General features: G+C 72.9%; 12 protein-coding genes. 6 read left to right on the forward strand and 6 right to left on the reverse strand.

Annotated features, from left to right (window positions below):
• Nucleotides 1–23: 23 nt before the first annotated feature.
• Nucleotides 24–1,757 (forward strand): PucR family transcriptional regulator, encoded by a 1,734-nt coding sequence (locus ACWEQG_RS00110; RefSeq protein WP_452280473.1) that lies wholly within the window; start codon nt 24–26, stop codon nt 1,755–1,757.
• Nucleotides 1,758–1,780: 23 nt separating this feature from the next.
• On the opposite strand, the gene ACWEQG_RS00115 is transcribed toward ACWEQG_RS00110, so the two are convergent.
• The gene (locus ACWEQG_RS00115; RefSeq protein WP_363468226.1) at nt 1,781–2,413 is read right to left on the reverse strand and encodes a TetR/AcrR family transcriptional regulator; all 633 of its coding nucleotides are present in this window, start codon (nt 2,411–2,413) and stop codon (nt 1,781–1,783) included.
• A 216-nt stretch (nt 2,414–2,629) separates the two neighbouring features.
• Here ACWEQG_RS00115 and ACWEQG_RS00120 point away from each other — a divergent pair, with 216 nt between their 5' ends.
• Entirely contained in the window at nt 2,630–4,075 is a 1,446-nt protein-coding gene (locus ACWEQG_RS00120; RefSeq protein ID WP_452280474.1) for an aldehyde dehydrogenase family protein, read from the forward strand.
• A gap of 76 nt (nt 4,076–4,151) precedes the next feature.
• On the opposite strand, the gene ACWEQG_RS00125 is transcribed toward ACWEQG_RS00120, so the two are convergent.
• The 3 genes from ACWEQG_RS00125 to ACWEQG_RS00135 all read right to left on the reverse strand — a co-directional run bounded on the left by ACWEQG_RS00125 (nt 4,152) and on the right by ACWEQG_RS00135 (nt 7,149).
• Nucleotides 4,152–4,616: a hypothetical protein gene (locus ACWEQG_RS00125; RefSeq protein ID WP_452280475.1), complete on the reverse strand. Its 465-nt coding sequence runs from the start codon at nt 4,614–4,616 to the stop codon at nt 4,152–4,154.
• Between the two features lie 10 nt (nt 4,617–4,626).
• The gene (locus tag ACWEQG_RS00130) at nt 4,627–5,646 is read right to left on the reverse strand and encodes a DUF6745 domain-containing protein (protein WP_452280476.1); all 1,020 of its coding nucleotides are present in this window, start codon (nt 5,644–5,646) and stop codon (nt 4,627–4,629) included.
• 132 nt (nt 5,647–5,778) lie between these two features.
• On the reverse strand, nt 5,779–7,149 hold the full coding sequence (locus ACWEQG_RS00135) for a S41 family peptidase (protein WP_452280477.1): 1,371 nt from the start codon (nt 7,147–7,149) through the stop codon (nt 5,779–5,781).
• An 88-nt stretch (nt 7,150–7,237) separates the two neighbouring features.
• Here ACWEQG_RS00135 and ACWEQG_RS00140 point away from each other — a divergent pair, with 88 nt between their 5' ends.
• The 3 genes from ACWEQG_RS00140 (at nt 7,238) to ppk2 (ending at nt 9,977) form a co-directional block, all read left to right on the forward strand.
• The gene (locus tag ACWEQG_RS00140) at nt 7,238–7,891 is read left to right on the forward strand and encodes a response regulator transcription factor (RefSeq protein ID WP_452280478.1); all 654 of its coding nucleotides are present in this window, start codon (nt 7,238–7,240) and stop codon (nt 7,889–7,891) included.
• A 5-nt stretch (nt 7,892–7,896) separates the two neighbouring features.
• Complete coding sequence (locus ACWEQG_RS00145; RefSeq protein WP_452280479.1) at nt 7,897–8,970, forward strand: sensor histidine kinase; 1,074 nt, start codon at nt 7,897–7,899, stop codon at nt 8,968–8,970.
• Nucleotides 8,971–9,032: 62 nt separating this feature from the next.
• A complete protein-coding gene (gene ppk2, locus ACWEQG_RS00150) occupies nt 9,033–9,977 on the forward strand; it encodes a polyphosphate kinase 2 (RefSeq protein WP_452280480.1) in 945 nt (314 codons plus the stop codon).
• A 4-nt stretch (nt 9,978–9,981) separates the two neighbouring features.
• Here the strand turns inward: ppk2 and ACWEQG_RS00155 are convergent, their stop codons facing one another.
• Together ACWEQG_RS00155 and ACWEQG_RS00160 are read right to left on the reverse strand one after the other, a co-directional pair.
• On the reverse strand, nt 9,982–11,022 hold the full coding sequence (locus ACWEQG_RS00155; protein ID WP_452280481.1) for a trypsin-like serine peptidase: 1,041 nt from the start codon (nt 11,020–11,022) through the stop codon (nt 9,982–9,984).
• A 51-nt stretch (nt 11,023–11,073) separates the two neighbouring features.
• Nucleotides 11,074–12,192 (reverse strand): trypsin-like serine peptidase, encoded by a 1,119-nt coding sequence (locus tag ACWEQG_RS00160; protein ID WP_452280482.1) that lies wholly within the window; start codon nt 12,190–12,192, stop codon nt 11,074–11,076.
• Nucleotides 12,193–12,404: 212 nt separating this feature from the next.
• Here ACWEQG_RS00160 and dxr point away from each other — a divergent pair, with 212 nt between their 5' ends.
• Nucleotides 12,405–13,592 carry a 1-deoxy-D-xylulose-5-phosphate reductoisomerase gene (dxr, locus tag ACWEQG_RS00165; protein WP_452280483.1) on the forward strand — a complete coding sequence of 396 codons (1,188 nt, stop codon included), beginning with the start codon at nt 12,405–12,407 and terminating at the stop codon, nt 13,590–13,592.
• Nucleotides 13,593–13,616: the final 24 nt, after the last annotated feature.

A 13,616-nucleotide genomic window follows, 5' to 3' on the forward strand; every position in this document is an offset into this window, starting at 1 on the left:
CCGGTTGTTCGGGGGGAAGAGCAGTGGCACCCACGCTGCGCCGGATCACCGCGATCGTACCGCTCCAGCTGGCGGTCCTCGCGGGGCGGAGCGGCCTCGACCGGCAGGTCCGCTGGGTCGCGGTGAGCGAGCTGGAGGATCCGACGCCGTTCCTGGAGGGCGGCGAACTGGTGCTCACGACCGGCATGCGCCTGTCCGCCGGCGACGCCGTGCCGTACGTCTCCCGCCTCGTTGCCCGTGGCGTCACGGGGCTGGGGTTCGGGGTGGGGCTGAGCCACGAGACCGTGCCGCCCGGGTTCGCGGAGGCGGCCGAGGCCGCCGGGCTGCCGCTGGTCGAGGTGCCGAGGGACACCCCCTTCATCGCGATCGGCAAGGCCGTCAGCGATCTGCTCGCCGGGGAGCAGTACGAGGAGATCAGCCGCGCCTTCGCGGCCCAGGGCAGGCTCACCCGCGCCGCGCTGCAGCGCGAGGGGCCGTTGGCCGTGGTGGACCGGCTGGCGCGGGAGATCGGCGGCTGGGCGCTGCTCCTGGACCCCTCGGGCGCCGTACGGCACGCCGCCGACGCGACCGGCCGCCGCGCCGGTTTGGCAGGCACGCGCGGCGCGGCGGCGGACTGGGCGGGAGAGACGGCCCGGTCGCTCGAGCCCGAGATCGCCCGGCTGCGGAACGCGCCGTCGCTGTCGAGCCTCGCGCTGGCCACCCCGGACGAGCATGTCGTCGTCCAGCCGCTCGGCCGCAGGGGATTCTTCGCGGTGGGCTCGCCGCGGCCGTTCGCGCCCATCGCGCACACGGTCGTCAACGCGGCCGGATCCCTGCTCACGCTCGCGCTGGAACAGGGCAGGGAGCAGCGGTCGGCGGCGGCGCACGTGCGCTCGGCGGTGCTCCGCCTGCTGCTGGCCGGTGAGACGCGGGCCGCCGCGGAGACCCTGGCGGCCCTGGGCATGCGGCTGCCCCGGGAGCCGGTCACGGTCCTCGCCTGCGACACCCCCGACCCCGACGCGCTGACGGAGGCCCTGACCGGCGCGGCGCCGCACTCCGCCGGTGGGCGCCGGCCGGCCGCGGCGGCCGCTCACGAGGCGAAGCGTGGGCCGGCCTCCGGGACGACGTCGCGGGCGATTCCCTCGTGCTTCACCGCGCACTGGGAGGGGCTGCTCGTCGTGCTGGCCCCGGATTCCCGCGCCGACGAGGTCGTCGCGCTGGCCGCGCGGCACGGCCGGGTGGGCGTCAGCGCGCCCGGCGTGGAGATCGCGGCCTCCGCGCGGACGGACAACCGGGTGGAGAGCCGCCCGGAGAGCCGGACCGACCCCCTTGCGGAGGCCCGGGAGGAGGCGCGTGCGGAGGCCCGGGAGGACCGTGCTCTCGACCGTGCCCCCGACCGCGCCCCGGACCGCGCCCTGGACCGTGCTCTCGACCGTGCTCTCGACCAGGCGAGACGGGCGCTCGTCTCGGCCTCGCCGGTGGCGCGCTTCAGCGAACTGGCCGGGCGCGGGCTGCTGTCGCTGATCGACCCGGCCGCCGCCGCGTCGTTCGCCGCGGCGATCCTCGCGCCGCTCCGCGACTACGGCTCGCGCGCCGATCTGGTCGAGTCGCTGCGCGCCTACCTGGCCAGCAACGGCCACTGGGACGCGGCGGCCCAGCGTCTGGGCGTGCATCGGCACACCCTCCGCTACCGCATGAAGCGGGTGAGCGAACTGCTCGGCCGTGATCTGGACGATCCCGCCGTCCGGGCCGAGCTGTGGATCGCGCTGTGCCTCTAGCTCAGGCCGAGCTCAAAACGGGTTCAGGCAGAGGGGCGGCGGGCGAGGAATGAGCGGATGGTGGCGTTCGTGACGATCTCGTACGTCTTGCCGTCCGGCAGGTGTCCGGCACGTTCCAGGCCGAGCGCACCCTGAGCCGCGGCCCACAGCGCATCGGCGATCTTCCGGGGCTGGGTGGGCACGAGGTGACCGGAGGAGATGCAGTCGGCGATCACCCGGTCCACGATGTTGAGCGCGGCCCTCGCGAGCGTGCGGGCGCGCTCGCTCGGCACGAAGCCGGGGATGGCCCGCTCGAACATCAGGCTGTAGTAACCGGGCTCGGCCAGCGCCGCCTCCCGGTACGCGGGGCCGAGCAGGCTCAGGTGCTCCAGTGGGTCGTCGCGCTTCGGCACCGCCTCCAGCCTGCGCCGGAACCGCTCGAAGCCCTCCAGGTAGAGCGCCTCGGCCAGGCCCTCCTTGCTGCCGAACATCGTGTAGATGACCTGGGTCGAGCAGCCGGCCTCGGCGGCGATCCTGCGTACGGTCAGGCTTTCCGGCCCGGCCTTGGCGAGCAGTCCGTTGGCGACGTCGAGGAGACGGGTGCGCAACTCGTCGTAGTTGCTGCGATGGCCACGTGCGTAGGCACCCTGAAGACCGAGCGGCGCCGGCGTACCCATCAGCGACGAGCCCTTCTCATATTGGGGGTCCCGCGACAGACCCGGATGATGACTTAACCATGCCGCTCCGCCTTCAAACCGCAGTGAAACAGAAAACATCATGAAATTGCCGCGCATCTGTGACATCTGGGAGTTGTCCACGATGGCGTGACGGAGGGCGGCGATTGGCCCGTCCGGCGTAGGGACCGCCTCCCGCCATGGGCATAGCGTGAAGACATGGACGTAGGCCGCACTTCCGATCCCCGCCCCTTCTGGCTCGCCGGTCGCCCCGTCACCGGGGACGCCGAGCAGGCCGTGACCAACCCCCACGACGGCAGGGTCGTCGGCGTCCACTCGGTGCCGACCCCTGAGCAGGTCGAGCAGGCGGTGGCCGCAGCCGACGCCGTGCGCAAGCAGGCCGCCGCGCTGCCCATCCACGTACGCGCCGAGGCGCTGGCCCATGTGGCCCGGCGGCTGACCGAGCGCGCCGAGGAGATCGCCCAGCTCATCAGCGCCGAGAACGGCAAGCCGATCTTCTGGGCGCGCGGCGAGGTGGGCCGCGCGATCTCGACGTTCCGCTTCGGCGCCGAGGAGGCCCGCCGGTTCAGCGGCGAGGTGCAGCGGCTCGACACCGAGCCCGCGGCGCAGGGACGGCTCGCCTACGTCTCCCGCGTGCCGCACGGCCCGGTGCTGGCGATCACGCCGTTCAACTTCCCGCTCAACCTGGTGGCGCACAAGGTCGCTCCCGCCATCGCCGTCGGCGCGCCGATCGTCGTCAAGCCCGCGCCCGCGACTCCGCTTTCCGCGCTCGTGCTCGGCGAGATCCTGGCCGAGACCGATCTGCCCGAGGGCATGTTCTCGGTGCTGCCCGTGCCCAACGACCGGGCGGCGGCGCTGGTGGAGGACCCGCGGCTGCCGGTCATCTCCTTCACCGGCTCCGGCCCGGTCGGCTACTCGATCCTGGACAGCGTGCCGCGCAAGCACGTCACGCTCGAGCTCGGCGGCAACGCCGCCGCGGTCGTGCTGGCCGACGCCGACCTCGACTGGGCGGCGAGCCGGGTGGCGCTCTTCTCCAACTACCAGGCGGGCCAGAGCTGCATCGCCGTGCAGCGGGTGCTCGTGGAGGACACGGTCGCCGACGCGTTCACCGACAAGCTCGTCGCCGCCGTCGGCGCGCTCGTCACCGGCGATCCCGCGGACGACAAGACGCAGGTCGGCCCCCTCGTCAGCGAGGACGCCGCGATCCGCGTCGAGAGCTGGGTCGACGAGGCCGTCGCCGCCGGGGCGCGCCTGCTGGCGGGCGGCACCAGGGAGGGCGCGACCGTCACCCCCACCGTGCTGGCCGACGTGCCCGCGGACGCCAAGGTGGCGTGCGAGGAGGTCTTCGGGCCCGTCATGATCGTGCAGCGGGTCGCCTCGGTCGACGAGGCGTTCGCCGCGGTCAACGACTCCCGGTACGGCCTGCAGGCCGGGGTCTTCACCCGCAGTCTGGACGTCGCCTTCCGGGCCAACCGCGAGCTCGAGGTCGGCGGCGTCATCATCGGCGACGTGCCGTCCTACCGGGCCGACCAGATGCCGTACGGCGGGGTCAAGGAGTCGGGCGTGGGCCGCGAGGGGCTGCGCTCGGCGATGGAGGACTTCACCTACGAGAAGGTCATGGTGCTCACGGGTCTCACGCTCTGAGTACCTCTGAGGCGCCGAATCAGCGAGAACCGGGCTCGGGGACCACGTCCCCGAGCCCGGTTTCCTCTGTGAGGCGTCAGTCCGCCACGAGCCGTGCCACGAGGTCCGATCCGCGCGACCGCTGCTCGCGCTGCCGCCGTACGACGTAGGCGCCGGGGGCGCAGCCCGTCCCGCCGTGCTCGGGATGCAGCAGGTAGACGACGGACGAGGCCTCGAAGATCCCCAGCGCCAGGCCCTCGGTGTCGGCGACGTCGGCCGTCCAGCGGCAGGTGCCCGCGTCGGCGACGAGCGTGTGCGGGTTGCCGCCGGCGGCGCCGCGCAGCAGCTCGACCCCCTCGGGCGGCACGTCGGTCCACCGGGCCCGCGGCCGGGCCTGCACGGACGACGCGATGAGCGGGAGCGGGACGACGATGAGGTCGCCCTGGGCGTGGAGCCCGTCGACGACGGGGATGCGCGCCGACCGCTCGAGATGGTCGAGCACGGCGAGTCCGGTCCGGTGGGACAGGGATGCCAGAGTCGCGGAAGCCAGAGTCACAGTCATGGAGATCACCTCAGGTTCGGCGGACGAGAAGGGAGTACTGCTCGGCGGACAGCCCGTAGGTCCAGCCGGCGGCCGCGACCGGGTCACGGAAGTAGCCCGGCACGGTCAGCCCGTACCGGCGGCGGGTGCCGTCGCGTTCGACGGAGCCGTTCACCGCGAGGAGCACCCTGGTCTGCCCGCGCAGGTCGTAGAGCCGCAGGAAGTGGCCGGGGTTGCCGGGGTCGGGGGCGGAGGCGACCGGACGCAGCCCGGCCCGGCCGATGTAGGCGTCCCAGCCGACGCGCTCGATCGCGCACCGCCTGACCTCGACGTTCTCCTCCCGCTCGATGCGTTCGACGGACGGATCGGTGATCACCCAGGGAGGCACGAGTGTGCCGTGCCAGGCGTGCACCTCCCAGCTGTCGGCGTACCGCACGGCCGGGCCGTCCGCGCAGTGCGGCCGAACCTCGCCGTCGTCCCCCCACACCTCCGTACGGAGGACGGTGGGCCGTTCGGACACGACGCAGACGTCCTGCCGGGGCCACCACGGGCCGCAGGAGGCGGCCGCGGTGGCCCACAGGCCGAGCTGTCGCGCCTGCCCGGCCGGGAAGACCACCCCCGCCTGCCGCAGGGCGTCGTAGTGGGCGGCCCAGAAGGCGCTCTGAACGCGGTACCAGTCGGGCCGGGGGAGGTGTGGTGCGTGCGCGGCCAGGACCGGCCTGACGAACGCGCCGTCCGCGGAGCGTTCGAGCGGCGCGCGCACGTCGTGGCGGATCCAGCCGTCCAGAGTCCGGTGCCTGGGGCGGACCCGCAGGTCGAGGTCCAGGCAGAGCTCCGTCACCACGGCCTGGAACCGGCGGGTGAGAGGCCAGTCGGATACCCGGCTCGCGTCCTCGGCGGGACGTGGACGCACCCCGGGCGGGAGGGTCGTCAGGGCCGTGAGCGGTGACGGGACCCAGTGGAACCGGGGCGGAGCGAGCCCGATCAGGCCGTACAGCCCGGAGATGGCGGCCTCTGCGGCCGGACGGTCGGCGGGCCGCGTCGACAACACGCGGCCCAGCCATTTTTCGCGGAGTGCGGCAGCTTCCCGCTGCGCGAGAACGCTCACCGGATGCGGGTGGCGTCGTCCTTTCCAACGATCATGTCGTCGATGGTGACAGACGGCCACGGGTCCTGTCCACGGTCAGAGGAGACCGAGCGCCTTGGCGAGGCCGGGGTCGCGGCCCTTGGCCAGGTCGAGCGCCGTCATGGGGGCGTAGTGGTCGACGGGGACGCCGATGGTGTCGATGGTCTCCCGGGCGGGACCGAGGTGCCGGACCTTGGGCAGCAGCAGCACGCTCCCGTCGTCGAGGAGGTGCGGCTCGCCCGGGCCGGAGATCGCGCCCGCGGTGCGGGTCCCGACGAGAACGCCGAGGCCGTTGTCCTGCACGGCCGAGCTGAAGTGCTCGCAGGCCGAGGCGCAGGCGCGGTCGGTGAGCACGACCAGGCGCAGCCCGAGCAGCGGGACGGAGTCGTCGGTGCGGTTGGCCGTGCACTCGCCGGTCAGCGGGCAGAAGTAGCCGGTGACCTTCCCGTGCGCGAACGCGCCGAGCAGCCGGTTCACTTCGCGCGGCGACCCGCCGCCGTTGCCGCGCACGTCGATGACCGCGGCCTTCGTGGCGCCCTTCAGCGCGGCGATCACCTGGTCGGCCGCGCCCTCGAAGAACCCGGGCACCTTGACGTGGGTGACGCCGCCGGGCAGCGTCTTCGACGTCACCGCCGGTTCCTGCTCCCCGACGGGCCCAGCCGTGAGTGTGACGGTCGTGACGCGTCCCGTCGTGGGCCGCTTCAGCGTGAGCCGCACGGTGTCGGAGGTGAACGCCTCGACGAGGCTCTGATTCACCTTGTCCCCGAAGAACGCCGGCATGCCGTCCGCCTCGACGACGATGTCGCCGGGCCGGACGCCGGCGCGGTCCGCCGGGCTGCGGGGCAGGACGCGGGTGATGAACAGGGGTGGTCGGGCCGCCGGATCCAGCTGTGGTCCCTGCGCGGCCGACAGTCCCACGATGCCCGTTCCGGTCGGCCCGCCCTCGGGCGGAGGAGTCGGCCTGACCGCCCGGGCGTGGTTGTCGCGCAGCCCGGCGACCATGCCGGTGATCGCGGCGCGCAGCGCGTCCGGGTGGCCGGAGCCGATCACGCCGGCGAACGCGGCCCAGTCGGCGTCGCGGTTCCCCGTCAGCGCGGGCAGGCGGAGACCGGCCACGTCGGCGCCGCGCCGCATCAGTTCCTGCGTGTACGCGGCGAGAGCGTCCCGCAGCAGGAGCTTCGGATCCAGCGAGGGCCCGCTGTAGTAGTTGTCCAGCACGCACTCGTACGCCTGCCGTAGCGTGTCCACCGTCGTCGGCGGCGCGGACTCGGGCGGCGGCCCGGTCGGCCGGGCGCACGCGCCGCCCGGGGACGCCGCGGCAGGCGTCGCGGCGGCCGTCGTGGAGGTCGTCGCCGCGGTGGGAGCGGAAACGGCGGCGGTCAGCGCGCAGGCCGTCATCAGGACGGCGGAGCAGACAGTTCTGATCATGCCCGTCAGCGTGTCCGCCGGTGGGTTGCGCGGCCGTGAACGACATCGTTAACGCCGCTGTTACCTCCCGTCGATTAGGAACCCGGGTATGCGGGTTCTCGTGGCCGAAGACGAACGCGATCTGGCCGATCTCGTGGCGATGGGGCTGCGCCGCCACGCCATGGCGGTCGACGTGGTGTACGACGGGGCCGCCGCGGCCGAGCGGCTGGCGGTGAGCGACTACGACGTCCTCGTGCTCGACCGCGATCTGCCGGAGCTGCACGGCGACCTGGTCTGCCGCGAGCTGGTGGCGCGCGGCAGCCGTACGCGGATCCTCATGATGACGGCGGCGTCGTCGGTGCCGGAGCGCGTCGCCGGGCTCGGCATGGGAGCCGACGACTACCTGCCCAAGCCCTTCGACTTCACCGAACTCGTCGCCCGGGTCCGGGCGCTGGGCCGGCGCAGCCGGGACCAGGTGCCCCCGGTGCTGGCCCGGCACGGGATCGTGCTCGACACGCACCGGCTCCAGGCGTCCAGGGACGGCCGTCACCTGCACCTGTCGCTCAAGGAGTTCGCCGTCCTGGAGGTGCTGATGCGTGCGGAGGGCGCGGCGGTGAGCGCCGAACGGCTTCTCGAGGAGGCCTGGGACGAGAACGCCGACCCCTTCACCACCGTGGTGCGGGTCGTGGTCAGCCGCCTGCGCGCGAAACTGGGCGATCCGCCGTGCATCCGGACCGTTCCCGGCGCGGGTTACCTGCTGTGACGACGGTGCGGGTACGTCTCACGCTGATCTACTCGGGGATCTTCCTGCTCACCTCCGTCGTCCTGCTGGTCATCGTCAACACCCTGTTGCGGCAGGCGCTGCACACGCGGATCGCGCGGCTTCCCGAGCCGTTGCCGGGAGGGGCCCCGCCGGCCCCGGCCGCCCCCATGGAGAGGATGCCGGACACTCCGTCGCCGTTGTCCGCGCTGGTGCGGGACGTGATCCACTATCAGTGGGACGTGAGCGCGCTGGCGATCGGCGTCCTGGCGGTGGTGTCGGTGGTCGTGGGATGGGTGATCTCCGGGCGTGTCCTGCGGCCCCTCCACCGGATCACCGCCACCGCGCAGCGGCTGTCCCTGTCCACCCTGCACGAGCGGATCGCCCTGTCCGGGCCACGGGACGAGCTGAAGGAACTGGCCGACACCTTCGACGCCATGCTCGACCGGCTGGAGCGCTCGGTCGTGGGCCAGCGGCGGTTCATCGCCAACGCCTCCCACGAGCTGCGGACCCCGCTCGCCGTGCAGCGGACGGCGATCGAGGTCGGCCTGCCCGAGGACGTCGGGGAGATCCGCGACACCCTGCTGCTCCACAACCACCGCATCGAGAGTCTCATCGACGCCCTGCTGGTGCTCTCCCAGGCCGAGCACGGGCTGGAGGGGCGGAGCCCGGTGGCGCTGGACGAGGTCGTACGGCTGGTCCTGGCGGAAGTGGACCGCGGCGACGTGACGGTCACGGCGCGGCTGGACTGGTTCGTCGTCCCCGGCGACCCGGTCCTGCTGAACCGGCTCGTCACCAACCTCGTCGACAACGCCGTGCGGTACAACCATCACGGCGGCGCCGTCGAGGTGACGCTCGCCGGGGGCGTGCTGACGGTCCGCAACACCGGTCCCGAGGTGCCGGCCGAGCGCCTGGGCGACATCTTCGCGCCCTTCAGGCGACTGCACACCAGCCGTCGTCAGGGCGCGGGGCTCGGACTGTCCATCGTCGCGTCGATCGCGACGGCGCACGGGGCCACCGTACGGGCGCGTCCCAACCCCGGCGGCGGCCTCGAAGTCGCCGTGACGTTCCCGGCCGGATGAATTCCCCGAGAACAGTGTGGCCGACGGGGATTGGAATCGTCCGACAGGTGCAGTAGGGGGCCATGGAGATGCCGCAAGCGTCGCAGAGTGCGCGGGAGCACCCGGACGGCGTCGAGTTGCTGCGCCGTACGCCGGGGTTGAAGGTGCTGGACGACGATGACGACGATCCCGTCCTCGTACGCGCCGACGGGGGCCCGGTGGACACCTGGCGCGAGCACTACCCGTACGACCACCGCATCGCCCGGCAGGAGTACGACCGGCAGAAGCGGCTGCTGCAGATCGAGCTGCTGAAGCTGCAGTACTGGCTGAAGGACACCGGCGGGCGCCTGGTGATCCTGTTCGAGGGACGGGACGCGGCCGGCAAGGGCGGCACCATCAAGCGCTTCATGGAGCACCTCAACCCCCGCGGCGCGACGGTGGTGGCGCTGGAGAAGCCCAGCGAGCGCGAGCGTGGCCAGTGGTACTTCCAGCGATACGTCGAGCATCTTCCGGCCGCGGGGGAGATCGTGCTGTTCGACCGGTCCTGGTACAACCGGGCAGGGGTCGAGCGGGTCATGGGCTTCTGCACTCCGGAGGAGTACATGGAGTTCATGTACCAGACGCCGCTGTTCGAGCGGATGCTCGTGCGCGACGGCATCCGCCTGGTCAAGCTGTGGTTCTCGGTGTCGCGGGCCGAGCAGCGCACCCGCTTCGTCATCCGCCAGGTGGACCCCGTGCGGCAGTGGAAGCTGTCGCCGATGGACATCGCCTCGCTCGACCTGTGGGACGAGTACACCCGGGCCAAGGAGGACATGTTCCTCAACACCGACACCGAGGACGCCCCCTGGACGATCATCAAGAGCAACGACAAGAAGCGCGGCAGGCTGGAGGCGATGCGCTACGTCCTGTCCCTGTACGACTACGACGACAAGGACGCCTCGGTGGTGGGCGAGCCCGACCCCCTGATCGTCCGGTCCGCCGCCGACATCGTGGACGAGGACAACGCCGAGCCGCTGTCGCCGTTCTGACCCCTCACGCCCGCTCGGCGGTGCGGTACAGGTCGCGTACGGCCTGGCCGAAGTAGGGGCCGTACATCGTGCGGTGGTCGTTGCTGTACTTGAAGCTGCTGACGGACGTGAGCGTGCCCCGGCCCGAGGCGGGGTCGAAGCCGCTGAGCCAGGGCCCGCCGCTGGCCCCCGCGGTGAGGTTGCAGCGCAGGCCCTGGTCGCGGGTCTGCCCCTGCGGGTCGCCGTGCGGGACGCCCGCGCAGTACAGCAGCCGCTCCCCGTCGTACGGAGGATCGGCGGGGAACCCGAAGCCGTAGGTCCGGCGGCCCCGCGGCGGGTAGAAGCCGATGGGCTGCCCGCCCACGGCGTCGGTCAGGTGCTGCCCGTCCAGGTCGTCCACGGCGACCATGCCCACGTCGTAGTCGTCGTCGCCCGAGCGCGACCAGGGCCCGGCGACGAACATGCGCCGCGCGGGGAAGCCGCCGTACGGCTGCCGCCCCTCGTCGTATCCGGGCACGAAGGTCCAGTTCTCCGCCCAGGCCCCGGCGCCGTCCTTGACGCAGTGCCCGGCGGTGACGACCAGGTCCCTGTTCGCGCTGCGCACGGCACTGGCGGAGCAGGAGAAGTCCACGCCGTTCAGCGTCAGGAACACCCTGCCGGTGGTCCTCGTCACCGAACCGCCCGCCGCCCAGCGCGTGCCGCTGGTGGTGGCGGGGGGCATCGCCGCCGCCTGCCGTGTCCTGTCCGTCCTGCCCATCCGGGTCGTCTGGGTGGTCCGGGTCGTCCCGGTCCTCGCGGCCGGCCGCACCGCGTGGCCGGGCACGAGAGCCGACCCGGCGGCCGGCGTCAGAGCGGCCCCGACCACGGGCGGCAGGACCGGTTGGGTGCCGCCCAGCAGCTTGACCGGGACCGCCCGCGCCATCCGCTGCGGCGTCCAGTAGATCCCGGACGCGTGCCCGGCGACGTGCTCCACGACGTCTCCGAGGGGCGGGACCTCCGGGCTGGGGGCTCCCAGGAGTCCGGCGGCGAGGGCGGTGACGGCAAGCATGGGGAGGCTCGAAGTCATGGCTCCCGAGTGTGGACCACAATTCGTGATCTCGCCGCTACTTTGCGTGAATCAGGTCAGGGCCGTCTTCTGGGCCGCGTTGTAGACCGCCTCGGCCTCGGGGCCGAAGTAGGGCCCGAACATCCAGTAGGACGCGAAGTTGTACTTGAAGCTGTTCACCGAGTTGAGCAGGCCGCTGCCGGTGTCCGGGTCGAACCGCACGAACCACGGGCCGCCGCTCGAGCCGCCGGTCATACCGCAGCTCAGCCCCTGGTCCTGGGAGCTGAGGTAGTCGTCGAACGTGCGCCCCCCGCAGTAGACCAGTTTCGACCCGTCGTACGGCGCGCCCGCGGGGTAGCCGAAGGCGTACGTCTGCCGCCCGCGCGGCTGGTTGAACGCGACGCCCTGGCCGCCGACGACGTCGGTGAGGCTCTTGCCGCCCTGCGGCGCGACGACGGCGGCGGCGAGGTCGTAGTTCATGTTCTCGCCGGAGTTCCACTGCGAGGTGGTGAGCAGGGTGGTCGCCGGCCAGGTGCCGTCGGGCCGATCGCCCTGGTCGTAGCCGGGGACGAAGACCCAGTTGGCGTGGAAGGCGCCGTTCAGCTTCACGCAGTGGCCCGCGGTGATGACCACGCTCTTGTTGGCGCTGGTGACGGCGGTGCCCGAGCAGGAGGCGTTCCGCCCGGCGTCCGACCCGGCCGTGACCGTGAAGAACACCCTGCCCGTCGTCTTCGCGACCGTCCCGCCCGCCGTCCAGGGCGAGCCTGAGGTCCGCGACGAGACGTACGCGGCGGCGCCGACCGCCATGGTCCTCGCCGTGGGCGCCGTGGCGCCGGACGGGGTGGAGGAGACGGGCACGGTGGGAGAGAGCGGCACGGTGGGGGAGACGACGACGGGCCGTGTCCCGGTGCCGTCGGCGGAGGCGGTGGCGGAGGCGGCCGCGGCGAAGTGCCGGTCGCCGGCGCCGGGCGCGTCCAGCGGCTCGGCGGCCTCCATCCTCGCGGCGGTCCAGAACTTCTTGACCGTGCGCTGCTCCGTCGTCGTGTCGGCGGCCTCGTGAACGGCGGGCCGGGGGCCGGCGGCGGCCCGGGTCACGGTCGCCGCGGCGCCGTGCGCGGCGGGGAGCATCGCTCCCGCGGCCGCGAGGGCGGGGACGGCGAGAACCGCGAGACGTCGTGCGGTGGGGTGCATGCCTACCTCCGGGTCGGGATGTCCTGACGCGGGAAAGTAGCGACGCCTTCACCCGGATTTCCCGCAATTCGTCTATACGGTTATGGGCAAATTCGGTCTTATATGTGCTGTTTTCTCCTGGGTACCGGGCGTCTCGTACCGGGCCCGCGTCAGGACGCTTCGGCGGCCCGTGCTGATGCGAGCCCGCGGTGCGGCTTGGGGACAATGGAGAGATGAGCTCCGAATCACTGCCGCAGCCCCGGTCCGTCGTCGTGCTGGGGTCCACCGGATCCATCGGCACCCAGGCTCTCGACGTCGTCGCCAACGCTCCCGGACGGTTCCGCGTGACCGCGCTCGCCGCGGGCGGCGGCCGGGTCGACCTGCTGGCGAGGCAGGCGGCCGGCTTCGGGGTCGAGGCGGTGGCGGTCGCCGACCCGTCGGCCGTGCCGGCGCTGCGCGAGGCCCTCGCGGCGGCCGGGGCGCGGCCGAGGGTGCTGGCGGGCCCGGAGGGGGTGGCGGAGGTCGCGGCCTCGCCCTGCGACGTCGTGCTCAACGGCATCACCGGGGCGCTGGGGCTGACCTCCACGCTGGCGGCGCTGGAGGCGGGCCGGGTGCTCGCACTGGCCAACAAGGAGTCGCTGATCGTGGGCGGCCCGCTGGTCAAGCGCCTGGCCGGGCCGGGACGGATGATCCCGGTGGACTCCGAGCACTCCGCGCTCGCCCAGTGCCTGTGGGCGGCCGGGCCCGAGGGGGCCGACCCCGCGGCCGTACGGCGGCTGGTGGTGACGGCGAGCGGCGGCCCGTTCCGGGGCAGGAAGCGGGCCGAGCTGACGGACGTGACGCCGGAGATGGCGCTGAACCACCCGACCTGGAGCATGGGCCCGGTCATCACGGTGAACTCGGCGACGCTCGTGAACAAGGGCCTGGAGGTGATCGAGGCCCATCTGCTGTTCGACATCGGGTTCGACCGGATCGAGGTGGTGGTCCACCCGCAGTCGATCATCCACTCGATGGTGGAGTTCACCGACGGCTCGACGGTCGCGCAGGCGAGCCCGCCCGACATGCGGCTGCCGATCTCGCTCGCCCTGGCCTATCCCGAGCGGGTGCCCGGCGCGGCCCGGCCGGTCGACTGGACCACCGCCCACACCTGGACCTTCGAACCGCTCGACGACGAGGCGTTCCCGTCGGTCGCGCTGGCCCGTCACGTGGGCGCCCTGGGCGGCACGGCGCCGGCGGTCTACAACGCGGCGAACGAGGTGTGCGTGGAGGCGTTCCTGAAGGGCGCCCTGCCGTTCCTCGGCATCGTGGACACGGTGGAACGCGTGGTGGCCGCCCACACCCCCGGGCCGGCGGCGTCCGTGGAGGAGGTCCTCGCGGCGGACGCCTGGGCGAGGGCGCGGGCGGCCGAGCTGACGGTCTAGATCACCCCTGGCGCGACCCGGGTC

Source organism: Microbispora sp. NPDC004025, from assembly GCF_053604425.1.

Bases quoted from the DNA above. Each gene is read 5' to 3' on its own strand.
- ACWEQG_RS00115 (WP_363468226.1), bottom strand. From the start codon at position 2,413: ATGGGTACGCCGGCGCCGCTCGGTCTTCAGGGTGCCTACGCACGTGGC.
- ACWEQG_RS00120 (WP_452280474.1), top strand. From the start codon at position 2,630: ATGGACGTAGGCCGCACTTCCGATCCCCGCCCCTTCTGGCTCGCCGGT.
- ACWEQG_RS00125 (WP_452280475.1), bottom strand. From the start codon at position 4,616: ATGACTGTGACTCTGGCTTCCGCGACTCTGGCATCCCTGTCCCACCGG.
- ACWEQG_RS00135 (WP_452280477.1), bottom strand. From the start codon at position 7,149: ATGATCAGAACTGTCTGCTCCGCCGTCCTGATGACGGCCTGCGCGCTG.
- ACWEQG_RS00140 (WP_452280478.1), top strand. From the start codon at position 7,238: ATGCGGGTTCTCGTGGCCGAAGACGAACGCGATCTGGCCGATCTCGTG.
- ppk2 (WP_452280480.1), top strand. From the start codon at position 9,033: ATGGAGATGCCGCAAGCGTCGCAGAGTGCGCGGGAGCACCCGGACGGC.
- ACWEQG_RS00155 (WP_452280481.1), bottom strand. From the start codon at position 11,022: ATGACTTCGAGCCTCCCCATGCTTGCCGTCACCGCCCTCGCCGCCGGA.
- ACWEQG_RS00160 (WP_452280482.1), bottom strand. From the start codon at position 12,192: ATGCACCCCACCGCACGACGTCTCGCGGTTCTCGCCGTCCCCGCCCTC.
- dxr (WP_452280483.1), top strand. From the start codon at position 12,405: ATGAGCTCCGAATCACTGCCGCAGCCCCGGTCCGTCGTCGTGCTGGGG.